Source organism: Bradyrhizobium sp. WSM4873 (assembly GCF_055811355.1).
In genome coordinates this window covers 1-21,939 of the sequence record NZ_JBVVPS010000029.1, presented here as the reverse complement: position 1 = coordinate 21,939, position 21,939 = coordinate 1, and the positions used below count along the sequence as shown (strand labels likewise).

The 21,939-nt window shown below is 64.1% G+C and carries 27 protein-coding genes; 8 read left to right on the top strand and 19 right to left on the bottom strand.

The annotated features are described in order from the left end of the window. Positions 1 to 5: 5 nt before the first annotated feature. Positions 6 to 1,496, top strand: coding sequence for an HWE histidine kinase domain-containing protein (locus tag AC0L21_RS29460; protein ID WP_473265146.1), 1,491 nt, complete (start codon positions 6 to 8; stop codon positions 1,494 to 1,496). Here AC0L21_RS29460 and AC0L21_RS29455 read toward each other — a convergent pair. Beyond that, positions 1,493 to 1,714 carry a hypothetical protein gene (locus AC0L21_RS29455; protein WP_018456200.1) on the bottom strand — a complete coding sequence of 74 codons (222 nt, stop codon included), beginning with the start codon at positions 1,712 to 1,714 and terminating at the stop codon, positions 1,493 to 1,495. The two genes, AC0L21_RS29460 and AC0L21_RS29455, sit on opposite strands and share 4 nt — an antisense overlap. Before the next feature lie 138 nt (positions 1,715 to 1,852). Between AC0L21_RS29455 and AC0L21_RS29450 the strand changes: the two genes are divergently transcribed. Then, positions 1,853 to 2,110 carry a hypothetical protein gene (locus tag AC0L21_RS29450; protein ID WP_473265145.1) on the top strand — a complete coding sequence of 86 codons (258 nt, stop codon included), beginning with the start codon at positions 1,853 to 1,855 and terminating at the stop codon, positions 2,108 to 2,110. 95 nt (positions 2,111 to 2,205) lie between these two features. Beyond that, positions 2,206 to 2,454 (top strand): hypothetical protein, encoded by a 249-nt coding sequence (locus tag AC0L21_RS29445; RefSeq protein ID WP_018456198.1) that lies wholly within the window; start codon positions 2,206 to 2,208, stop codon positions 2,452 to 2,454. A 69-nt stretch (positions 2,455 to 2,523) separates the two neighbouring features. On the opposite strand, the gene AC0L21_RS29440 is transcribed toward AC0L21_RS29445, so the two are convergent. Further along, positions 2,524 to 3,084, bottom strand: coding sequence for a type 1 glutamine amidotransferase domain-containing protein (locus AC0L21_RS29440; RefSeq protein WP_473265205.1), 561 nt, complete (start codon positions 3,082 to 3,084; stop codon positions 2,524 to 2,526). Between the two features lie 214 nt (positions 3,085 to 3,298). On the opposite strand from AC0L21_RS29440, the gene AC0L21_RS29435 reads away from it, so the two are divergent. Then, complete coding sequence (locus tag AC0L21_RS29435) at positions 3,299 to 3,454, top strand: hypothetical protein (protein ID WP_473265144.1); 156 nt, start codon at positions 3,299 to 3,301, stop codon at positions 3,452 to 3,454. Positions 3,455 to 3,468: 14 nt separating this feature from the next. On the opposite strand, the gene AC0L21_RS29430 is transcribed toward AC0L21_RS29435, so the two are convergent. Together AC0L21_RS29430 and AC0L21_RS29425 are read right to left on the bottom strand one after the other, a co-directional pair. Then, a complete protein-coding gene (locus AC0L21_RS29430) occupies positions 3,469 to 3,675 on the bottom strand; it encodes a hypothetical protein (protein ID WP_473265143.1) in 207 nt (68 codons plus the stop codon). Between the two features lie 18 nt (positions 3,676 to 3,693). Beyond that, on the bottom strand, positions 3,694 to 3,915 hold the full coding sequence (locus tag AC0L21_RS29425) for a hypothetical protein (RefSeq protein WP_473265204.1): 222 nt from the start codon (positions 3,913 to 3,915) through the stop codon (positions 3,694 to 3,696). Positions 3,916 to 4,030: 115 nt separating this feature from the next. Between AC0L21_RS29425 and AC0L21_RS29420 the strand changes: the two genes are divergently transcribed. Both AC0L21_RS29420 and AC0L21_RS29415 read left to right on the top strand, forming a co-directional pair. Continuing rightward, positions 4,031 to 4,279: a DUF3072 domain-containing protein gene (locus AC0L21_RS29420; RefSeq protein WP_473265142.1), complete on the top strand. Its 249-nt coding sequence runs from the start codon at positions 4,031 to 4,033 to the stop codon at positions 4,277 to 4,279. 86 nt (positions 4,280 to 4,365) lie between these two features. Beyond that, positions 4,366 to 4,683 carry a DUF6496 domain-containing protein gene (locus AC0L21_RS29415; RefSeq protein ID WP_473265141.1) on the top strand — a complete coding sequence of 106 codons (318 nt, stop codon included), beginning with the start codon at positions 4,366 to 4,368 and terminating at the stop codon, positions 4,681 to 4,683. A 6-nt stretch (positions 4,684 to 4,689) separates the two neighbouring features. Here the strand turns inward: AC0L21_RS29415 and AC0L21_RS29410 are convergent, their stop codons facing one another. Both AC0L21_RS29410 and AC0L21_RS29405 read right to left on the bottom strand, forming a co-directional pair. Beyond that, positions 4,690 to 5,052, bottom strand: coding sequence for a hypothetical protein (locus AC0L21_RS29410; RefSeq protein ID WP_007607279.1), 363 nt, complete (start codon positions 5,050 to 5,052; stop codon positions 4,690 to 4,692). A gap of 269 nt (positions 5,053 to 5,321) precedes the next feature. Then, positions 5,322 to 6,857, bottom strand: a complete 1,536-nt coding sequence (locus AC0L21_RS29405; RefSeq protein ID WP_473265140.1) for a Do family serine endopeptidase — start codon at positions 6,855 to 6,857, stop codon at positions 5,322 to 5,324. A 209-nt stretch (positions 6,858 to 7,066) separates the two neighbouring features. Here AC0L21_RS29405 and AC0L21_RS29400 point away from each other — a divergent pair, with 209 nt between their 5' ends. Further along, a complete protein-coding gene (locus tag AC0L21_RS29400) occupies positions 7,067 to 7,903 on the top strand; it encodes a universal stress protein (protein ID WP_473265139.1) in 837 nt (278 codons plus the stop codon). Between the two features lie 115 nt (positions 7,904 to 8,018). Here the strand turns inward: AC0L21_RS29400 and AC0L21_RS29395 are convergent, their stop codons facing one another. The 9 genes from AC0L21_RS29395 to AC0L21_RS29355 form a co-directional block, all read right to left on the bottom strand. Then, the gene (locus AC0L21_RS29395) at positions 8,019 to 8,231 is read right to left on the bottom strand and encodes a hypothetical protein (RefSeq protein WP_473265138.1); all 213 of its coding nucleotides are present in this window, start codon (positions 8,229 to 8,231) and stop codon (positions 8,019 to 8,021) included. Positions 8,232 to 8,510: 279 nt separating this feature from the next. Beyond that, positions 8,511 to 9,248 (bottom strand): ribulose-phosphate 3-epimerase, encoded by a 738-nt coding sequence (gene rpe, locus AC0L21_RS29390; protein ID WP_473265137.1) that lies wholly within the window; start codon positions 9,246 to 9,248, stop codon positions 8,511 to 8,513. After that, positions 9,245 to 10,180, bottom strand: coding sequence for a CbbX protein (gene cbbX, locus AC0L21_RS29385; protein WP_473265136.1), 936 nt, complete (start codon positions 10,178 to 10,180; stop codon positions 9,245 to 9,247). The genes rpe and cbbX overlap by 4 nt, the downstream gene beginning before the upstream one ends. A 98-nt stretch (positions 10,181 to 10,278) precedes the next feature. Beyond that, a complete protein-coding gene (locus AC0L21_RS29380) occupies positions 10,279 to 10,686 on the bottom strand; it encodes a ribulose bisphosphate carboxylase small subunit (protein ID WP_473265135.1) in 408 nt (135 codons plus the stop codon). A gap of 11 nt (positions 10,687 to 10,697) precedes the next feature. Further along, positions 10,698 to 12,158, bottom strand: coding sequence for a form I ribulose bisphosphate carboxylase large subunit (locus AC0L21_RS29375; protein WP_247356948.1), 1,461 nt, complete (start codon positions 12,156 to 12,158; stop codon positions 10,698 to 10,700). Between the two features lie 31 nt (positions 12,159 to 12,189). Then, a complete protein-coding gene (fba, locus tag AC0L21_RS29370) occupies positions 12,190 to 13,275 on the bottom strand; it encodes a class II fructose-bisphosphate aldolase (RefSeq protein ID WP_473265134.1) in 1,086 nt (361 codons plus the stop codon). A gap of 14 nt (positions 13,276 to 13,289) precedes the next feature. After that, complete coding sequence (gene tkt / locus AC0L21_RS29365; RefSeq protein WP_473265133.1) at positions 13,290 to 15,311, bottom strand: transketolase; 2,022 nt, start codon at positions 15,309 to 15,311, stop codon at positions 13,290 to 13,292. Between the two features lie 16 nt (positions 15,312 to 15,327). Further along, on the bottom strand, positions 15,328 to 16,203 hold the full coding sequence (locus AC0L21_RS29360; RefSeq protein ID WP_063993396.1) for a phosphoribulokinase: 876 nt from the start codon (positions 16,201 to 16,203) through the stop codon (positions 15,328 to 15,330). 12 nt (positions 16,204 to 16,215) lie between these two features. Beyond that, the gene (locus AC0L21_RS29355; protein WP_473265132.1) at positions 16,216 to 17,253 is read right to left on the bottom strand and encodes a class 1 fructose-bisphosphatase; all 1,038 of its coding nucleotides are present in this window, start codon (positions 17,251 to 17,253) and stop codon (positions 16,216 to 16,218) included. 121 nt (positions 17,254 to 17,374) lie between these two features. On the opposite strand from AC0L21_RS29355, the gene AC0L21_RS29350 reads away from it, so the two are divergent. Further along, positions 17,375 to 18,346: a LysR family transcriptional regulator gene (locus AC0L21_RS29350; protein WP_473265131.1), complete on the top strand. Its 972-nt coding sequence runs from the start codon at positions 17,375 to 17,377 to the stop codon at positions 18,344 to 18,346. Between the two features lie 257 nt (positions 18,347 to 18,603). Here AC0L21_RS29350 and AC0L21_RS29345 read toward each other — a convergent pair whose 3' ends face one another. The 4 genes from AC0L21_RS29345 to AC0L21_RS29330 all read right to left on the bottom strand — a co-directional run bounded on the left by AC0L21_RS29345 (position 18,604) and on the right by AC0L21_RS29330 (position 21,312). Next, a complete protein-coding gene (locus AC0L21_RS29345) occupies positions 18,604 to 18,813 on the bottom strand; it encodes a hypothetical protein (protein WP_473265130.1) in 210 nt (69 codons plus the stop codon). Positions 18,814 to 18,951: 138 nt separating this feature from the next. Further along, positions 18,952 to 19,371: a DUF4118 domain-containing protein gene (locus AC0L21_RS29340; RefSeq protein ID WP_473265129.1), complete on the bottom strand. Its 420-nt coding sequence runs from the start codon at positions 19,369 to 19,371 to the stop codon at positions 18,952 to 18,954. Positions 19,372 to 19,510: 139 nt separating this feature from the next. After that, positions 19,511 to 20,704, bottom strand: a complete 1,194-nt coding sequence (locus AC0L21_RS29335) for an MFS transporter (protein ID WP_473265128.1) — start codon at positions 20,702 to 20,704, stop codon at positions 19,511 to 19,513. A gap of 53 nt (positions 20,705 to 20,757) precedes the next feature. After that, complete coding sequence (locus AC0L21_RS29330) at positions 20,758 to 21,312, bottom strand: TetR/AcrR family transcriptional regulator (RefSeq protein ID WP_473265127.1); 555 nt, start codon at positions 21,310 to 21,312, stop codon at positions 20,758 to 20,760. Positions 21,313 to 21,939 lie beyond the last annotated feature (627 nt).

The window sequence follows — 21,939 nt, the reverse complement described above, 5'->3', positions numbered from 1 at the left end:
CCCGTATGGACCACGAAAAGGTCAACATCCTCCTCGTCGACGACCAGCCGGCCAAGCTGCTCGCCTATGAGGTGATCCTGAAGGATCTCGGCCAGAATCTCGTGATCGCCTCGTCCGGTCGCGAGGCCCTGGAGGTGCTGCTCAAGACCGAGATCGCGGTGATCCTGGTCGACGTCTGCATGCCCGAGCTCGACGGCTTCGAGCTCGCCGCGATGATCCGCGAGCACCCGCGCTTCCAGAAGACCGCGATGATCTTCATCTCGGCCATTCAAGTCAGCGACATCGACCGCCTGCGCGGCTACGAGATGGGCGCCGTCGACTACGTCCCCGTGCCGGTCGTGCCGGAGGTGCTGCGCGCCAAGGTCAAGGTGTTTGCAGAGCTCTATCGCAAGACGCGCGAACTCGAACGACTGAACCAGGATCTCGAGGACCGCGTGCGCGCACGAACCGCCGAGCTGGAGAATTCCACTGCAAAGCTGCGCGAGAGCGAAGAGCGGCGCAGCATGGCAATCGCCGCCGGCAAGATGGGCTCCTGGGATTGGGACTGGATCACCGGCGACTGGATGTGGGACGAGGGACAATACCGCATCTTTGGTGTTGGCCCGGAGAGCTTCGAGGTGAATCCGGCCAACGTTCAGGCGCTGTTGCATCCGGATGACGTCGATCAATTGCGCAAGGCGATTGCCGAATTCAACAAGGGCACACGCTCCTATGAAACGGAGTTCCGCATCGTGCGGCCCGACGGCGATGTGCGCTGGTGTGTCGGCACGGCCGCCGCCACGGTTGACGATAGCGGTCGGGTCATGCGCGTCAGCGGCGTGACGGTGGACATCACCGAACGCAAGCGCGCCGAGGAACGGCAGACTCTCCTGGCGCGGGAAGTCGATCATCGCGCCAAGAATGCGCTGGCGCTGGCGCAATCGATCGTGCGCCTCACCCGCGCCGACGAGGTCAAAGCCTATGTCAGCGCCGTCGAAGGACGCATCAATGCACTGGCGCGCGTGCATACGATCCTGTCGCTATCGAGCTGGCAGGGCGCCGAACTCTCGAAGCTGATCGACGAGGAGCTTGCGCCCTATTCCCTCGGGGGCCAGATCAAATTGGCGGGGTCCGAAGTTCAGTTGCTGCCGGCAACCGCCCAGACGCTGGCGCTGGCGCTGCATGAGCTTTTCACCAACTCGGCGAAGTATGGCGCGCTCTCGACGCGGACGGGACGGCTCGCGATCGGCTGGCAGGTCGCGGACGAGCTGCTCACGCTGACCTGGGAGGAATCCGGCGGCCCGCTTGTCATGACGCCGAAATCCCGCGGCTTTGGTACGCGGAGCCTGCTTGCGAGCGTCGAGTCCCAGCTTGGCGGGCAGGCGCGATTCGATTGGCGGGCCGAGGGTCTGTTGTGCCGGCTCGAGGTACCGTTGGTCCGCAAGACTGCCGCGACCACCGCGCCCGGCAACTTCGAAGCCGCCAGCTCTGCCGAATTGCAGCGCGCGTCCGGTTAGCCGGAGGCCGCACTCTTCCTGCGCTGCGTCGTTTGCGGTTCGCGCGCGACCCGTCCTTCGAGCCATGCTTCCGTTTGGGCGAGATCGCGCAGCGCCTTGGCATAGCGGCACGCCGCGCTTCGCTCCGCGCCGCGGGGCAGCTTCCGCGCCTTGCGGAGGATGTCCGCAGCGGCGTTACGATAAGCCAGAGAGCGATAGAGAAAGACCACCTTACCCATATCGAATGTTCCCGTGTTGCGCGGTCATTCTTGCAGGCCCGGCATGAACGTCGGATGAAGCGGACGATGACAATTCCTTCATGCGGGTGGAACCGGCGAGCGACGCAGGCGTTGCATGCCAGATTGGGATAGAGTTCCATGCGCGCGAAGAAGTCGTCGGACCTGATCTCTCCCAGCGGGCTCATCAAGCTGATGACGCACGCCATGATGGGCGCAGCCCTCGGGCTCGCTTTCAGCCTCTTGCTCGTGCTGTCCAATCCCGGCGTCGCCAATTTGCTGAGTCATGGCGGAAGGCAGGCCGTGGTCGTGTTCGCCCTCACATTGGTGACGACGTTCGCGATCGGCGCGACACTGACCGGCGTCGTATTCATCCTCGCAGAGGACAAGCAAACTTGAACTATGCGGGATTTACCGGAACTTCTTTGTTCGGAACTCCTGCGACGAATGGCAGTTGGCTGCCTGCGTCAATTCAACTCAGGGAGTTCCCGAACATGAAGACTACCAAGCTCGCTCTTGCCGTGATGTTGGCAACCGGCCTGGCCGCCGCACCGTTCGCCGTGCAGGCCAAGTCGCACAAGGCGAAACACGGATCCTCGATGTCGTCGTCGCAGACCACCACGGGCGCCAACACCAAGTCCTCCAAGGGTGCTGACCCCTCCGGTCAGGGCGGCTCAGGCCCCGGCTCCGACCAGGGCGGCACCATGACGAACAACAAGGCCGGCATGAGCAACACCAAGTAAATCCCCGCCGAGATGTCAGACAAAAGCCCCGCGGCCGCGCGGGGCTTTTCCCTCCGGGAGCCGCTGACTTCACGCCGCGCTGCGTTGAAGGTGCCGACCTTCCTTGATCTCTTCGATGATTTTGGCGCTGAAGGCTTCGAGATCTCCGGGGTTGCGCGAGGTGATGACGCCCTGGTCAACAACCACTTCCGAGTCTTCCCATGCCGCGCCGGCATTGATGACATCGGTCTTGATCGATTTGTATGAGGTCAGCTTGCGGCCCTTGGCGATGCCTGTTTCAATCAGGAGCCAAGGCGCATGGCAGACAGCCGCAACGATCTTCTTCGCGTTGAAGATGTCCTTGACGAAGCTCAGCGCCTTCGGCTCGACCCGCAGGAGGTCCGGATTGATCTGCCCGCCCGGCAGAACGACCGCGTCGTAGTCGCTGCCGGAAACCTGGTCGAGGGTCCTGTCCACCTTCACGGCCCGACCCCAATCCTTTTTGTCCCAGCCCTTGATCTCGCCGGGTGCAAGCGAGACGACGTGGACCGTCGCGCCCGCCTGTTTCAAGCGGTCGCGCGGCACTTCCAGTTCCGATTGTTCAAAGCCGTGCGTGGCCAAAATCGCGATCGTCTTACCCTGAAGCTCCATGGAACACTCCGTTGACGTGAGAGGAGCCCGGTCAATCAGCCGAGCCGACTTCCGTTCCGCGCGATTGCGTGCTTCACGCGGATGTGCGGCAGGTTGTGTCAGCCACAGGAACGTTCGCCGAGAAGATCGTTTGAACCGCATTCCATCGAGGTGGCGAATGGCAAACGTTCGGTCATTGCTCTCGCGCTGGGCGGCGCCGCTGCTCGGCGCAATCATGCTCATCTGCAGCATCATCATCGCGATCGGGGGCGCGTGGCTGATCGCCTTGGGTGGCTCGTTCTATTATCTGCCGGCCGGCCTCGGGCTCTTGATCTCGGGCGTTCTATTGCTGGGACGGCACGCCGAAGGCGCCCTGATCTACCTGTCTTGACGTGACGAACTCGCTTAGCTGCGTCGGCCCTCAGTGACTTTAAGGCGCGCTCCGAGATCTGATTTCACCAGATGATCGAGTCGTGCACGCTTGCGCGCGATCAAGAGCTGGGCCGCGGCGTCGTCGAGCCCCTCGCGTTGCAGCTGCCGGATGGCGGAGCCCAGTTCGAGAATCTCGGCGCGCAGCTTCAGAATCCGGTACGCATCCGGGTCTTCCTCCACCGTGCGCTCCCAAAGCTTTCAGCGGCGCGCAACCACGCGCAGAGGACTACCTGATGTCTTCGCGGAACGAAGGCGCATCCTGTCGCGGACATTCGGCAGGACATCGCCGCCACCTGCAGCCTTCCATTCGCCGATCAGCAGATTGATTTTCCGGCGCAGATCCATCTGCGCCAGGGCCTTCTCTGTGCAGTCACGATCGCGCTCGACGAGTTCGCGGACGGACACCTCGATATCGGCCATTTCCAGCCTCAAGGCGCTGATTTTACGTCGAATTTCATTAATTCTGTTGTCCATGGCTTGTTAGAACAAAATAAGAACATATAGTCAAGTCACGATTTCAGAAGGGAGAAGCGACATGCAGGTTCAAGGTAAATACGACGCCAAGACTTTCCTGACCGACAAGACTTTCCTGACCGACAAGACTTCCCTCACCGCCAAGGCTTTCCTCACCGAGCAGATGACGCGGGCGCAGGGCCTGCGGCTGAAACGGCTGAGCGAAGAGGCGTATCAACCCGCGCAATATGCCCGGGATCTGTCCTCCAGCGAGGCAGCGCGGCGCATTCAGGTGCTGGAAGCCGAGATCGAGCTGGCGGATTCGTTCTAGGCTGGGTCGCGTATCCCCGACGTTCGCGCGCGCTTTCGGAACTATGCCTGTCTCGGATGGTTTTCCCCGGCCAAGGGAGAACATGCATGGCACGCAAGGCAAAGAAGCGCCGCTACTCGCGCAGCGCCGGCAGCGATGTCGAAAGCGAGATGAAGCGCTACAAGAAGGGTACCGCCAAAAGCGGACCGGGCGGTCGAGGCGGACGCGTGAAGAGCCGCAAGCAGGCAATCGCGATCGGCCTGTCGAAAGCGCGCAAGAAGGGCAAGAAGGTCCCAAAGAAAGCCGCGAAGCGGAAGACGTCCAAGAAAACGTCAAAGAAGACAGCTCGGAAAACGTCCAAGAAGACTTCGAAGAAGAGCTCGAAGAAAACGTCGAAGCGCAAATCCTCCAAACGGTCGCGCTGACCTCCGTCAGATCATGCTGCCCGGCATGAAGCAGCGGATCGAAACGCCGAACGCGGTCTTCACCGGCCACACCATAGTGCGGCCGGCCCGGTTCGGCTCGGTGATCACGGCTTCGTCCGGTACCTCGACCCACTCGCCGTCGAGCCGTACGCGATAATGTCCATTGTGCGAGTCCCAGTCGGGATCGGCGACGGCAAACCCATCCGCATCCGAGCAGCACGGGCCGAGATGGCTGCGAAGGCCGTCGAACCATGGCTTGAGGGGAGAGTCCGCGTAACGGCCGTCGTCACGCCCGAGAGCGTTTCCACCCCACAGTACGAATGGCGCCACGAGCAGCGCAGTCCTTAGCGAGAGCTTCAATCGATCCATGTCGGCACCGATCAATACGAATTGCCGGCCGGCCCAGCTCAGCGGCAGCAAATTCGAAGTTCCACGCTTGCAATCGTCGGCGGCTTCATTGCCGCCGAGTCCAGACGAGATCCGCAATTGTGATGAGCGAACACGGCTTTTTCGGACGAACCGGGTCATCCTCCCTGCCGTTAACGAGAATGTTATCGGCCGGCATTCGGAATCCTGAAGGCGAACAAGAAAGGCGGCCCGGGGGCCGCCTTTTGGATTTACGCCGATCGACCTTCGACTTATGCGAGCGGCACCGCCACGAACCGGGTCGCCTGCGCGCTTCTGACCTGCAGCAGCACACTGCGCTTGCCGGACGATTTCGCTTGCGCCAGCTCCGAGCGGACATCGCCGATGTTGGCGACGGCCTTGCCGCCCACATTGAGGATGACGTCGCCGGTCTGGATGCCGCGCTGTGCGGCCGGACCTTGCGGATCGACTTCAGTGACTACGACGCCCTTCTGGCCGGCGCCCTGCACGTCGCCGGCCGGAGCCAGGCTGAGCCCGAGACGCGGCGGCATGCCGGCATCTGGCTGCGACTTGCTCTCGTCGGCTCTAGCTTGCCGCTCGTTCGGCAACTCGCCGAGCGCCAGTGTCACCGTCTTGCTGTCGCCCTTGTGGACGACATCGAGCTTCACGGACGTGCCCGGCGCCAGGGTGGCGATGGTGCGGGCGAGATCGCGGGAATCCTTGATCGCGGTGCCATTGACCGCGGTGATGACGTCGCCCGCCTCGATGCCCGCCTTCGCCGCGGGGCTGCCGTCCTGCGGATTGTCGACGATCGCGCCGCGCGCCTCCTTGAGGCCGAGGCTGTCGGCGATATCCGACGTCACCGGCTGCACCTGCACGCCGAGCCAGCCGCGTGTGACCGCGCCCTTGTCCTTCAACTGAGCGACGACGAGCTTTGCGGTCGAGGCCGGAATGTCGAAGCCGATGCCGACCGAGCCGCCGGAGGGCGAGAAAATCGCAGTGTTTACACCGATCACGTTGCCGTTCATGTCGAAGGCCGGGCCGCCGGAATTACCCTTGTTGATCGGCGCGTCGATCTGGATGAAGTCGTCATAGGGACCGTTGCCGATGTCGCGGCCGCTGGCCGAGACGATGCCGGCGGTCACGGTGCCGCCGAGGCCGAAGGGATTGCCGACCGCGACGACCCAGTCGCCGATACGCGGCTTCTGCTCGGAGAATTTGACGAACGGAAAGTCCTTCTTGCCTTCGACCTTGATCAGCGCGAGATCGGTCTTCGGATCGGTGCCGACCACTTTCGCGCTGTAGGTCGTGCCGTCGTCCATCGTCACTTGCACCGACTCGGCGTGATCGACGACGTGGTTGTTGGTCACGGCATAGCCGTCGGCGGAGATGAAGAAGCCGGAGCCCTCACCCGTGATCATCTGGCGGCGCTGGCGCGGCATGCCTTCCATGCCAGGGCCGCGGAAGCCGAATTGCCGTGAGAACTGGTCGAACGGCGTCGCCTCGTCCGAATCCATGCGGTTCTGTTGCAGCATCGCGCTCTTATCGTTGTCCTGGTCGATCCTGACCCGGACCGAGATGACGGCAGGTTTGACCTTGCTGACGAGGTCGCCGAAGCCCGGCGGTGTCGCGGCGCTCTCCGCGGCCTGGGCGGGCGCAATGAAGGAGGTCGCGCTGAACGGCGAAGAGCCGGGGGCAGTCGCCAGCACGGCCAGGCCAAGCGCGGCCACGGTGCCGAGCAGCGCGAGCCGGCGCGGCCTCAAGATCTTGCGGGACGCGGTGGTGTCGGAATTGACGTGATCGTTCATGTCGATATGTCCATGTTGGGTAAGTCGCCCCGTACCCAACATGGTGGTCGCCACCTTACAGCGTCCCGTCCAAGTGATTAAATCTTGGCAAAGTGGCTGGGGCCGGCGAAGGTCAAAAACTCGAGGCTGCACGTTTGATGCAGCTCAACGCGGGCCCTGCGAACCGTGAAAGACTGCGGCCACCGGATGATGTCCATCGGAGGCACGTCATGTACAAAGACATTCTCGTCCATATCCCCACCGAGCGCCCGATGCGCCCGGTGATCGACGGCTCGATCTCGCTCGCAGCGAGCCTCAACGCCCATCTCGATGCAGTCGCGGTTGGTTATGTGGCAACCAGTGCGGCCTACGTGATGGAGGGCGGCGCTGCCGTGGCGGCGGTGTTCGAGATGGAGCGCGAAAGCGCAGTGGAGCGGGCCGAGGCCGCGCTCGCGGTGTTCAAGAGCGAAGCGATGAACGCCGGCATTTCCTACACATGCCACCCGCTCGGGACGATGCCGGGGGATGCGGTCGGCTTGCTCGGCGAGATGGCGCGGCTGCACGATCTCAGCATCGTGCTCCAGCCGGATCCGGCGCAAGGCTCACTCGACAACGATGTGCCCCGCGAGATCCTGTTCCAAGCGGGCGGCCCGGTGCTTTTCCTGCCCTACACCTTCCGTGGAGCGTTCAAGGCGAAACGGATCGGCATCTGCTGGGATGGCAGCCGCCTCGCAGCGCGCGCCATGCGCGACGCCGCACCATTCCTGGCCCGCGGCGAGGAAATCGTGATCATTGCGATCAACGAAACAGACATGGTTCCCGACGAGGTCTCGACGCGCAATCTGGCGAGGCACCTCGGGCGGCGCGGACTGTCGACCCGAACCGTCAACCTGTCGGCCGCGCGCTCTAACATTCAGCCGACCATACTGTCGCTGGCAGCCGATGAGAACCTGGATCTTCTGGTCATGGGCGGCTACGGCCATTCGCGATTGCAGGAGCGGTTCCTCGGCGGCGTCACCCGCGCCATGCTGGAAGCCATGACGGTCCCGACGCTGATGTCGCATTAATCGAGTGACGATCCAGGTCGGGCCGGTCACAAGCCTTGTCGTTTGGGCTGACAACCAAGTCCTTGAGCGGTGCCGGAACCGGCAAGTTCAGGTCACATTCGAACAAGTTGGACCGTCACGCCGCGGCGGGCCTCTCCCACCCCGTGGCCTCGATGCCGTCCTCGTCGTGTGGCGCATTGCACGCGTCGAAATGCGCCTTGAGTTCGACTTCAGCGAGATATTCGAAATGTTCGGCCTGCCCGAGCAGTTCCCAGCTCTGGAGCGGCCGGTAGGCGGCCTGCTGACGACAGAGGGACGCTAGCGCGCGGTAGCGACGTACGTTATCCATGAGACCCTCCCTCGCATTCACAGAGCTTATTGCCCTTATTTGCGTCAGGGCGATGGCGGTTGTGCAAAAGATTTGCTGCGCCCGCCGCGCGCTCGATTCGCTTTTTAGGCAAACGCGTGTTCAGGCGAAAGTTCCAATCATCGCGAACTCAACGCTTCGGAACCTTACCGCAGGCCATGGCTAGGGGTTCTGGGTCATCCTCCGTATGTCTCCGCTGCAAAGTGGCACGCCCTGGCACAACCATTGCGGTGCGGGCTCGCTCCGCCTGTATCCGGTAGTCTACCGGATGAGTGCGGGCTCACCGGTCTGGATCGTCTGCGGCAAACTATGTTGCAGCTTCGGAACCCTGCCGGCTTCCGCAGCGGCGCGGATAGCCGCGATGTTGCCGGCATAATCCGCGCTGCTCTTGCCGCGAAACACGGCGGAGCCCGCTACAAGCGTATCGGCGCCCGCAGCGGCCGCGGCAGCGGCATTCTCGCGCGTGATGCCGCCGTCAACCTCGAGCCGGATCGGCCGGTCGCCGATCATGCTTCGAATACGCCCGATCTTTTCGAGCTGGGACTCCAGGAAGGACTGGCCGCCAAAACCCGGATTGACCGTCATCACCAGGACGAGGTCGAGACGATCGAGCACATATTCGATCGCGCTTTCGGGAGTGGCGGGACACAGGCTGACACCGGCCTTTTTACCGAGCGCGCGGATGGCCTGGAGCGAGCGATCGAGGTGCGGACCGGCTTCGGCATGCACCGTGATGACATCCGCTCCGGCCTTCGCGAAGGCTTCGAGATAGGGATCCGCCGGCGCGATCATGAGATGCACGTCGAACATTTTCTTCGTCAGTGGCCGGATCGCCTTGATGATGTCCGCGCCATAGCTGATGTTCGGGACGAAATGCCCGTCCATGACGTCGCAGTGAATCCAGTCGGCGCCCGCAGCGTCGATCGCTACAATCTCCTCGCCGAGGCGCGCGAAATCCGCAGCCAGGATCGACGGCGCGATGAGGATTTCTCTCGTCATGGCTTCGTACTCCTCTGCGCGTCCGCCCCGCCGCGGAAGACGCGGCTCGCCAGGACATCCATGGGATCGATCGTTTCGAGGTCGGCGATCTCGAGCATGCGATCGAGATCGGATACGAGGCGATCGGCCTGCCGCAGGCGGATGCGGTCGACGGCGTTGCGGATGGAGCGCGCATTCGAGAAGAACGGTTGGGTCCGGCGCAGCGCGATGTATTTCTCGAAAGCCTCACGCGCCGCCGCCGACAGGCGATAACCCCGTTCCTTCAGCATCAGCTCGGCGATGACGAGCAGCTCGGCTTCCGCATAGTCCGGAAAGTCGATGTGGTGGGCGATGCGCGAGCGGAAGCCGGGGTTGGAGGCGAAGAAGCTCGTCATCCGCTCGCCATAGCCGGCAAGGATCACGACGAGGTCCTCGCGCTGGTTTTCCATCACCTGCAGCAGAATCTCGATCGCCTCCTGGCCGTAGTCGCGCTCGTTGTCGGGACGGTGCAGATAATAGGCCTCGTCGATGAACAGCACGCCGCCCATCGCCTTCTTCAGGATCTCCTTGGTCTTCGGCGCGGTGTGGCCGATATACTGGCCGACGAGATCGTCGCGCGTCACCGAGATCACCTGCCCGCGCCGCACGAAGCCGAGTCCGTGCAGGATCTTTGCCATGCGAAGCGCGACGGTCGTCTTGCCGGTGCCGGGATTTCCGGTGAACGACATGTGCAGCGTCGGCGGCGACGAAGCCAATCCGGCACGCTGCCGGATGCGTTCGACCAGCAGGAGCGACGCGATCTGGCGCACGCGGTTCTTCACCGGCTTCAATCCGATCAGCTCCTGCTCGAGCTGCTGCAGCGTGCCGGTGATACCGGCCGCTTCGGCCTCCTTGCGGAGATCGAAACTGGTCTCGCCGGGCTCAGTGGTCATTGCGTGGGGAACATCCAGCATCGGCACCTCGAAGAAAAGGGCTTCGCCGCGGGGGAGCGGCGAAGCAGTGGTCCGCCAAGGAAACGGAGCAGGGAGTGCTCCGCGCGGAGGAGAATGACTTAGGTTGGCGCGTGCGCGGGCTGCCGGCGCATGGTGGTGTAGCGGATCGCACGGCCGCCCACCTCCTGCCGCACCAGCTCGAACTCGGCCTCCTGCGGCGGGCGGTTGACGATGAACGAGATCCGCACCGATTCCCAACCATGGCTGGAATCGAAGCCGCTGAGCCGGATGTAACGGTCGCCATACACTCTGCGGCATTCGGCGAGCTCCATCATCACGCCGGCGGCGTCCTGGAGATCGAACATCGGCAGGCCCCACATCTCCCAATAGGTGTTGCGGGGATGCGGATCGTCGGTGAACTCGATGTTCACGGCCCAACCGTTGGTCAGGCAATATTGCACCTGCTTGGTGATTTGATCGTCGGTCAGATCCGGCAGGAACGAGAAGCAGCCTTGGGTCAGCTTCATGTCAAATCTCCTCAAACGGTTTCGAGCGCGGTCGGCACGAAGTCCGGCGTGTCGGTGGATTCATAGTTGAAAGAGACGTCCTTCCAGACCTCGAGCGCGGCTTTCAGCGGCGTGCAGGTCTCGGCCGCCCTTGCCAGGATCTCCGGACCTTCGTGGACGTAGTCGCGGCCTTCGTTGCGGGCGAGGATCATGGCTTCCAGCGCCACACGGTTCGCGATCGCGCCGGCCGCGATGCCCATGGGATGGCCGATGGTGCCGCCGCCGAACTGGAGCACGACGTCCTCGCCGAGCAGGTCGAGCAGCTGGTGCATCTGGCCGGCGTGGATGCCGCCGGAGGCCACCGGCATCATCTTGTTCAGGCTCGCCCAGGACTGGTCGAAGAACAGTCCGTGTTCGAGCCTGGTCGGGTTGAAGTCCTCGCGGCAAACGTCGTAATAGCCGCGCGTGGTGTTCGGATCACCTTCGAGCTTGCCGACCACCGTGCCGGCATGGATGTGGTCGACGCCCGCGAGCCGCATCCATTTGGCGATGACGCGGAACGAGACGCCGTGGCTCTTCTGCCGCGTGTAGGTCGAGTGACCGGCGCGATGCAGATGAAGGATCATGTCGTTGCGCCGCGCCCATTTCGCCATCGACTGGATTGCGGTGTAGCCGATCACGAGGTCGATCATGACGATGCACGATCCGAGCTCCTTCGCGAACTCGGCGCGCTCGTACATGTCCTCCATCGTTCCCGCGGTGATGTTCAGGTAGGTGCCCTTCGCCTCACCGGAGGCCGCCTGCGCGCGGTTCACCGCCTCCATGCAATAGAGGAAGCGGTCGCGCCAGTGCATGAAGGGCTGCGAGTTGATGTTCTCGTCATCCTTGGTGAAATCGAGCCCGCCCTTCAGCGCCTCGTAGACGACGCGGCCGTAATTGCGGCCCGAAAGCCCGAGCTTCGGCTTCACGGTGGCGCCGAGCAGCGGCCTGCCGAACTTGTCGAGCCGCTCGCGCTCGACCACGATGCCGGTTGCCGGTCCCTGGAACGTCTTCACATAAGCGACCGGGAAGCGCATGTCCTCCAGCCGCAGCGCTTTCAGCGGCTTGAAGCCGAACACGTTGCCGATGATCGAGGCCGAGAGGTTGGCGATCGAACCAGGCTCGAACAGGTCGAGATCATAGGCGATGTAGGCGAAGTACGAGCCCGGCGTGCCCGGCACGGGATCGACGCGGTAGCATTTCGCGCGATACTTCTCGGCGGCGGTCAACCGATCGGTCCACACCACCGTCCAGGTCGCGGTCGAGGATTCGCCGGCGACTGCGGCCGACGCCTCGATGGGGTCGACGCCCTCTTGCGGCGTCACGCGGAACAGCGCGATGACGTCGGTGTCCTTTGGCACGTAGTCAGGCTCCCAATAGCCCATGCGCTTGTATTCCATCACGCCCGAGCGATATCTTTCCTTGCCGCGGACGGTTCCTGCATGTGCATTCATGGCTCTCTCCTGCTCTTCTCTCTCTGAATGATTAGGCCGCAACTGGCTCGCGAGCGCCAATGCGTGGATCGAGCTCGCCGGCGCGGTAACGCCGCGCCATCTCGCTCAAGGGAACGACCTTGATCCGGCTTGCGTGGCCTGCGGTCCCGAACTGCTCGAAGCGGTCGCGGCAGAGCTCGCGCATTGCATCCATCGCGGGCTTGAGGAATTTGCGCGGATCGAACTCGGATCGCGTTTGCGCGGCCACTTTCCGGAACACCGCGGTCATTGCCAGCCGGCAGTCGGTGTCGATATTGACCTTGCGCACGCCGCTCTTGATGCCGCGGACGATCTCCTCGACCGGCACACCCCAGGTCTGCGGCATCTCGCCGCCGAACTGGTTGAACATGTCCTGGAGCGGCTGCGGCACCGAGGAAGAGCCGTGCATCACGAGATGCGTGTTCGGCAGCCGACGGTGGATCTCCTCGACCACCCGCATCGCCAGAATGTCGCCGTCCGGCTTGCGGCTGAACTTGTAGGCGCCGTGCGAGGTGCCCATCGCGATCGCGAGCGCATCGACCTTGGTGGCGCGGACGAAGTCGACCGCCTGGTCGGGATCCGTCAGCAGCTGGTCGTGGCTGACCTTGCCTTCGACACCGTGACCGTCCTCCTGTTCGCCACCGCCATGCTCGAGCGAGCCGAGCACGCCTAGTTCGCCTTCGACGGAAGCGCCGACCCAATGAGCGAGATCGACGACGCGGCTAGTGATCGCAACATTGTAGTCATAATCGGCCGCGGTCTTGGCATCGGCCTTGAGCGAGCCGTCCATCATCACCGAGGTGAAACCATGGGCGATCGCGGTCGCGCAGGTCGCCTCGTCATTGCCATGGTCCTGGTGCATGCAGAGCGGGATGTCCGGATAGGTCCGCTCCAGCGCGTCGATCATGTGCGAGAGCATGAGGTCGCCGGCATAGCTGCGCGCGCCGCGCGAAGCCTGGATGATCACGGGCGCATCGACCTCGGCCGCCGCCTGCATGATCGCGATACCCTGCTCCATGTTGTTGATGTTGAACGCCGGCACCGCATAGCCGTGACTGGCGGCGTGGTCGAGCAGCTGACGAAGGGTGATACGGGCCACGACAATTCCTCCTGTTATTGCTTGCCCGCGCGGGCAATCACTCGCCGGGCGGCTTCTGCAACGCTTTGCGGCGTGATGCCGAATTCGCGGTAGAGCACGGGTGCAGGCGCCGAGGCACCGAAGCCGCGCATGCCGACGAATTCGCCGTCAGTGCCGATCCAGCGATACCAATCGCCCGCCACGGCCGCCTCGATGCCGACGCGCGGCACGGTGCCGAGAACAGCGGCGCGGTAATCCTCCGGCTGCTCCTCGAACAACGCGAAGCAGGGCGCGGAGACCACGGCCGCGCGCACGTGCTCGGTGGCGAGCAGGCGAGCGGCTTCCAGCGCAATAGACACTTCCGAACCCGTTGCGATCAGTGTCACGTCGCGGCCGCCGTCCGGCGAAACAATCAGATAGGCGCCGCGTGCGACGCGGTTTCTTCCGCGGACATCGCTGCGGAAGGTCGGCAGAGCCTGACGGGACAGGCACAGCACGGAGGGACGATTTTCAGCTTGGAGCGCGCAGTCCCATGCTTCCAGCGTCTCAACCGCGTCGGCCGGCCGGAACACAAGCAGGTTCGGAATGACGCGGAGCGCTGCGAGATGCTCGACCGGTTGGTGCGTGGGGCCGTCCTCACCCAGGCCGATGGAGTCATGGGTCATCACATGAATGACGCGGATCCCCATCAAGGCGGCGAGGCGGATCGCCGGGCGGCTGTAGTCGGAGAAGGCGAGGAAGGTGCCGCCATAGGGAATGAAGCCGCCGTGCAGCGCGAGGCCGTTCATCGCGGCCGCCATCCCATGCTCGCGGATGCCGTAATGGATGTAATCGCCGGCGAACGCATCGCGCTTGACCGGGGTCTGCGCCTTGGCATGCGTCAGGTTCGAATGCGTCAGATCTGCCGAGCCACCGACAAATCCGGGAATCGTCCCTGCGATTCCGTCGAGCACCTGTTGCGACGCCTGCCGCGTCGCGAGCTTCGGACGCTCGGTGGCAAAGCGTTCGCGCAATTTCGCCGAGGCCTGGGCATAGGCATTCGGCAGGGCAACCGTCTTGCCCTCGACAAACAGATCGCGCTGCTCGGGCGTCGCGCATTCATAGCGATCGAGCCAGGCGAGACGCTCGACCTGTCCGCGCTGCCCGATCATCCGCCATGCCTTCAGGATCGTGACGGGCACCACGAAGGGCTGGTAGTCCCAGCCGAGTGCTCGCCGCGCCGCCGCCGTCTGCTCGGTGCCGAGCGGCGCGCCATGCGCCTTCTCGGTGCCCTGACGATCCGGCGCGCCATAACCGATGATGGTGCGGCAGGCGATCAGCGACGGTTTTGCGCTCTCCCGCTCCTCGGCAATCGCCTGCGCAATCGCTTCGGGATCGTGCCCGTCGACACGACGCACCGACCAGCCGGAGGCAGCGAAGCGCGCGAGCTGGTCGTCGGAGGTCGCGAGCGAGGTCGGCCCGTCAATGGAGATGCCGTTGTCGTCGAACAGCACGATCAGGCGGCCGAGCCCGAGATGGCCGGCGAGCGAAATCGCCTCCTGGCTGATGCCTTCCATCAGGCAGCCGTCGCCAACGATCACGTAGGTGAAGTGATCGACGAGGCCATCGCCATGCCGCGCATTCGCCATGCGCTCGGCGAGCGCCATGCCCACCGCGGTCGCAATCCCCTGCCCCAGTGGACCGGTCGTCGTCTCGACGCCCGGCGTATGGCCATATTCCGGATGTCCAGGTGTCTTCGAGCCCCATTGCCGGAAGGCCTTGATGTCATCGAGGCTGACGTCGCCGCCGGTGAGATGGAGCAATGCATAGAGCAGCATCGAGCCATGGCCCGCCGACAGCACGAAGCGATCGCGATCCGGCCAATGGGGGTGAGCCGAGTCGAATTTCAGAAAGCGCGAGAACAGCACGGTGGCGACATCGGCCATGCCCATGGGCAGGCCGGGATGGCCGGATTGCGAGACTTCGATGGCGTCGACCGCGAGAAAGCGGACGGCATTGGCGAGATCGCTGTGCGAGACCGGCGTGAGGTCGGCGTCGGCGTGGACGGAGATGTTCATCGGATACTCTCCTTGTTCACTTCAGGTTTCGCTTGCGCTCGATCAGCTGCATGATCAGAGGCGTCAGGATCAGCTGCATGGCAAGATCGAGCTTCGCGCCGGGGCACACGATCGAATTGGCGCGCGACATCCAGCTTTGCGGCAGCATCGAGAGCAGGTAGGGAAAGTCGATGCCGCGCGGATTCTTGAAGCGGATCACGACCATCGATTCGTCCGGCGTCGGGATCCAGCGCGCGATGAACGGATTGGAGGTGTCCACCGTCGGCACGCGCTGGAAATTGATGTCGGTCTCGGAAAATTGCGGGCAGATGTAGTGAATGTAATCGGGCATCCGCCGCAGAACGGTGTCGGTGACGGCCTCGGTCGAATAGCCTCGCGCACTGCGGTCGCGGTGCAACTTCTGGATCCATTCGAGATTGATGACGGGCACGACGCCGATCTTGAGGTCGGCATAGCGCGCGACGTTGACCTTGTCGGTGACGACCGCGCCATGCAGGCCCTCGTAGAACAGCAGATCGGAGCTCTCCGGCAGTCGTTTCCATTCGGTGAAGGTGCCGGGTGCGGCGCCATGCAGCGCGGATTCTTCGGCGTCGTGGACGTAGTGCCGCGTCGTCGCCGTGCCGGTCTCGCCATAGTCGCGAAACGCCCGCTCCAGCTCCTCGAACAGATTGGTCTCGGGGCTGAAATGGCTGAAATGCCTGTTGCCGCGATCGGCCTCCTTCGCCATCTGCGTGCGCATTTCCGCGCGATCATAGCGATGGAAGGCGTCCCCTTCGATGTACGCGGCGTTGACCTTCTCGCGGAAGAAGATCTGCTCAAAGGTCTTCTTGACCGAAGTGGTGCCGGCGCCGGAGGAGCCGGTAATGGAGATGATCGGATGCTTCCTGGACATGGGATGCCTCGCTTACAGCCGGAAGAAGCCGCGCCGCGCGAACAGCGGTGCGGAGACGCTGGCGACCAGCAAGGGATCGCAATGCAGTTCCTCGACGCGCTGCACCTCGTTGCTCGAGCCCATGATCAGCGGCACGCGCTGATGCAGGCTCTGCGCCGAGAGTTCGAGGATGCGTTCGCGCCCGGTCGAAGCAGAGCCGCCGGCCTGCTCGACGATGTAAGCCATCGGGTGCGCCTCGTAGACGAGGCGGAGGCGGCCGTCGCCATAGCCGGGCCGTGCATCGGAGGGATAGAGGAACACGCCGCCGCGGGTGAGGATGCGATAGGCCTCTGCAACCAGCGAGCCGACCCAGCGCATGTTGAAATTGTGGTTGGCCTGCCCTTCCACACCGGCGAGGCATTCATCGACGAAGGCGCGCACAGGCTGTTCCCAATACCGGCGGTTCGAGGCGTTGATCGCGAACTCTTCGCAGGTCTCGGAGATCTGCACGGCGCTGCGGGCGAGACGGAAGCAACCGGACTTGCGGTCAAGCGTGAAGATGTCGACACCCTCGCCGAGCGTCAGCACCAGCGAGGTCTGCGGGCCGTAGGTGACGAACCCCGCCGCGAGCTGCGCCGAGCCACGCTGATGGAAGGCGAGCGCGAGATCGTCGGGCGCGGGCAGGATCGAGAAGATCGTGCCCACGGTCATGTTGATGTCGATGTTGGAGGAACCGTCGAGCGGATCGATCGCGACGCAGATCTTCGCCGCGCGGTCGCCAATCTGCGGTTCGCGCATCTCCTCTGAGGCCAGTGCTGCGATCGGCAGCTTGCCGAGACAGCGGCGCAGGATCGCATCCGCCTGCACGTCGAGATCGCGCTGGACGTCACCGTCGCTGTTGCGGCCGGTGGTCAGGCCCGAGGCGTCCGCGAGATCTCCGGTGGCGATGAGATCGGCGATCTCGATCGCGGCCACCGCGATGGCGTCGACCGCGGCTGCTACCGCCAGCGCATGCGGCGCCGTCTCGGAATACCGCTGAAGGTGGTGGTCCAGCCTGAGTTGCCCGGTCATCTGCGTCCATCCCCTTGCTGGTGCCGTATCCAGTTCCCTCCCCGCTGGAGGTCCGATGCGGTCAGTGCCAACAACGAGGAGATTGACAGGGGCGGCTTAATAAGGAAAATTTCTATTCATAATGTGCGCCAAAGAATTATCTTATAATGCCCACTCAGCGGCGCAGCTCCGGCATCTAACGATCCGGCAGCTTCGCTCGCTCGCGGCGCTCGCGGCCAAGGGCAGCGTCACGGCAGCCTCGACCCAACTCGGCCTGACGCAGCCGGCCGTGACCCAGCAACTGCGCCAGCTTCAGGATCTCGCAGGCCTGCCGCTGCTGCAGCGGACCGGCGACGGTATGCTGCTGACGGAGGCAGGCAAGGAGGTGCTTAGCCTCGCCGAGCGCGTCGAAGCTGCGATCATGGACTGCCAGGGCGCGCTCGACCTGCTCGCGGGGCGGACCGGCGGCACAGTGCATCTCGGCGCGGTCTCGACCGCAAAATATTTCGTGCCGCACGCCATCGCGGCATTCTCGAAGCGGTATCCGAAGATCGAGATCAAGCTCACGGTCGGCAATCGCGAGGAGATCCGCGGGGCCATGCACGGCTACGACCTCGATTTCGCGGTGATGGGTCGGCCACCGGCCGATGTCAGCGTCGACGTCCGTCAGCTCGGGCGCAATCCGCACATCATCGTCGCGCGCAAGGGGCACTGGCTGGAGAAGGATTCCGGCCTCAACCTGACCGACCTCGTGCACGAGACCTTCCTCACCCGCGAGCCCGGCTCGGGCACGCGGACACTGATGGAAGGCATGTTCCAGAGGTCCGATCTCGAGCCGATCATCGGCATGGAGATGAGCAGCAACGAGACCATCAAGCAGGCTGTCATCGCCGGGCTGGGCATCGCCTTTATCTCGGCCCACACCGTGGCGCACGAGCTCACCGAGGGCCGGCTCATCGTGCTCGACGTCGCGGGCCTGCCGATCGTGCGACAATGGTACGTGATCCGCCGCAGCGACAAGGTGCTGTTGCCGCCGGCGCAGGCGATGTTCGATTTCCTGGGATCGGAGGGGTCGAACTATCTTCCCGACCTGCCCGAACTCGGGGCGCGATAGCCCGTCGAATTTCAGCCCATCAGCTTCATTGCGACCGTGGCCGCGAGAATGACGATGATCTGGAGCAGGCGCTCGGTCGTGAAGATGCGGTTGAAGGTGGTCATCGCTTGCCCCGGCCGAATTGGGATGTCTCGGTCGGGACGTTGCTAGCACAGACGGGCGTCGAGAGAACTCCGTAATCGCCCAGTGGTCTCCGTACGCGGCCCGACGACCGCCACTTCGGCGGACCTGCCCAAGGCCGCGCCGATGGTTAACGATCAGGCCGCGCGCGTAGCAGCGTAATCCAGCCGCGCGGCGAAATAGGCTTCCAGCTCCAGCAGCGCCCGCGCTTCCCAATCCTTCGCCTGCTCGAGCAGCGACCAGCTCTGGCCCGGGCGGAATGCAGCGGTCTGGCGATAGAGCGATGCGATTCCGCGGTAGCGGCGCACGTTCTCCAAGATGGCGTGACCGGTGATTTGGCCGTTCATGTCCGAAAACTCCCTCGTCATTCCCGGGGGAGAAATTGCGGCCAAATCTTTTTCGAAAAGTTAGCGCCACTCGGCAAGCGCGCGAATGGTTTCCGGACTGTTGCCCGCGCGCAACGCGCGCGGCCGCGGGGTGCCGATCTATTGCGAATTCGTTGCCGCGCTCTCGCTTCGCGGCTTCAACCCGCCGCGGCTGATGATCGCCATCGTCGCACGGCAGAGATCGGCAAGGCCGATCACCAGCACGGCGAGCAGGCAGAACAGCTTGATGGAATCGGCATGCGCATTGGTCAGCGAATTGAACTCGAAGAAGGGCGGCATGAACGCCCACCACACCAGCGGAATGGTGAGCACCGCGGCGAACGCCGCCGCCGGTGCGCCCGCGACAATGCCGAGCACGAACAGGCTGGGCAGGAACGCCGCGAAATAGAGTTTTGCGCCGAGCGCGACACAGGCGCCCTGGAGCGCAGCCGACATTGCGACAACGACGAAACCAAGTAGAAACGCCTGCCACGACCAAGGTCGTATCCGCGCTACGCCAACCAGCTCCGCACGCCTCATCAGCCTCCCCCTGCCGCCCGTTAACCAGGCCCGCTTGCGACCAAAGTACTACAGCGGCAGGGAAACTGCGAGGCGGAAATTGCCGGCCGGACGGCCTTGGTAAACGGGCCGAATCGCACAATTTAGACGACCGCGGCCGCTACTCGGTGGCCGCATAGACCAGGCCTGCGACGGGCAGCGCGAGGCCAATGGCCGATGCGAGCGTCCAGCCGCCTTGCGCAAAGGCCCAGGCGCCGACCGCCGAGCCCGCCGCGCCCGCGGTGAAGAACGTCGCCATGTAGAGGCCGTTGAGGCGGCTGCGGTGCTCGTGCCCCAGCGCGAAGATCGCGCGGAAGCCGAGCACGACGTTGCCCTGCACGCCGATGTCGATCGCGATCGCGGCCACGACCAGGCAGGCGAGGTTCAGCATCGATCCGGCCGCGCCGACGTGCGTGATCAGGAAGCCCACGGCCGCAAGCAGCAGCGCGACCAGCGTTGCCACGCGGCTATGGCCGCGATCGGCAAGCCGCCCCGCGATCGGGGCCGCGAACACGCCGGCGACGCCGGCAAGCGCGAACAGCGCGATGCCGCGCTGGGTGAAGCCGAATTGGCTCGCGAGCAGCAGCGGCGCCACGGTCCAGAACAGGCTGAAGGCGCCGAACAGGCTCGCCTGGTAGAGCGCGCGGCGGCGCAGCAGCGGCGTGGCCCGCACCAGATGCGGCATCGACAGCAGCAACTCGCCGTAATGCATGCGCGCGACCGGTTTGCGCTTCGGCAGCGTCATCCAGAGCACGGCTGCGAGCAAGATCATCAGCGCGGCCGAGCAGAAGAACACCGCGTGCCACGACTGCATCGCCGTGACGAAGCTCGACACCGGCCGCGCCAGCATGATGCCGAGCATCAGGCCGGTCGAGACGTTGCCGACGACGCGGCCGCGAATGGCTGCCGGCGCGAGATGCGCCGCGTAGGGGATGATGATCTGCACCGCGACCGAGCCGAGCCCGATGAACAGCGCGGCGATCAGGAACGGCAGCGCGTGGGACGCCAACGCCGCGGCGAGCAGGGCTGCCGCGCCGAGCGCGATGACGGAGCAGATCAGGGTACGGTTCTCGACGAGGTCGCCGAGCGGCACGATGAAGAGAAGCCCCACGCCGTAGCCGATCTGCGTCATGGTGACGATCAGCCCCGCCGCTTCATGCGACAGGCCGAGCGCGGCGCTGATCGGAGCGATCAGCGGCTGGGCGTAGTAGATGTTCGCGGCGACCATGCCACAGGCCGCGGCAAGCACAAAGGTCAGGCGCTGCGACACCGCGTCCGGATCCGGCGCGGTCTCGATCGTGGCATTCATCGTCATTCACACGGTCTCCGAACTATAGGAAACGCTTGTTCCCTAATATGACAAAAAATTCAGGCGAGCAGCTTCATCGCGACGGCGACCAGGCGCTTGCCATCGAGCGAGAGGCGCGCCTTGCCCACGACGCGCAGACCCTGCGTGATGCAGATCATCAGCCGCGCGGTGTCGTCGGCGGCGACATGGCGGGGTATAGAGCCGTCGGCCTGCCCCTCGCGAATGAGGCCGGCGATAAAGCCTTCGTTGGTTTCCAGCCGCGCGCTGACGAGGGCGGCCACCACCGGATCGACCGCGGACAATTCGACCGCGCTGCCGACCACGAGACAGCCGCGCCGCCCCTCGCTGCCCTGGGAATGCTCCACATACGACAGCAGCAGGTTGCGCAGCCGCTCGCGGCCATTGGCGCCTTTCGCCGCCGCGCTGCGCGTCTGCTCCTGGCGCTGCGCCGCGTAGCGCTCGAAGGCGGCGAGAAACACCGCATGCTTGTCGCGAAAAGCCTTGTAGACGCTGCCGGTCGCCAGCCGCATCGCCGCGGTGAGATTGCCGATCGAGGTGGCATGATAACCGCGCTCGGAAAACACGCGCACGGCCCTGTCGAGCGCAGTATCCATGTCGAACTCGCGAGGACGGCCGGGCGGACGGGCAAGGGGCTGGGATTTGCGGGCGGTCTTTTGCATTGCGGGATAATAGGGAATGACTGTTTCCGAATAAAGACGCTTGGAAGACACTTGGTTGTGATCGGGTTTGGGTCGAACTGATCGCCACCAACTCCGGCGTCGTCCTGGCGAAGGCCAGGACTCATTATCCCAAGGAGAGGTTGGCGGACATTCTCTCTACATCGTCATTGCGAGCGCAGCGACTTGTCGCCGAAGCTTTAGCGAAGGCAGAAGCAATCCAGAATCCCTCCGCAGCGGCAGGCTCGATTGCTCCGCTGCGCTCGCAACGACGGAGTATGAGGTGACGGCTTCGTCCTCCCAGCACCACTGTCATTCCCCGCGAGAGCGGGGAATCCAGTACGCCGCGGCTTCTCGGTTCAATCATAACTGTCTCGGAGTACTGGATCGCCCGGTCAAGCCGGGCGATGACAGAGAGTGTGTAGCCGCACGCCTTCTCGTCCTCGCGGCGCGTTTCGCCCGAGCTTTGCCTGGTCATTCCACCCCTCTTGTCCAAGAGGGCGCAGGGAAGGCCGGGTGCTGACCTCGCACCCGCGGTCCGCTGCGCGAAAAGCACACGCAGGA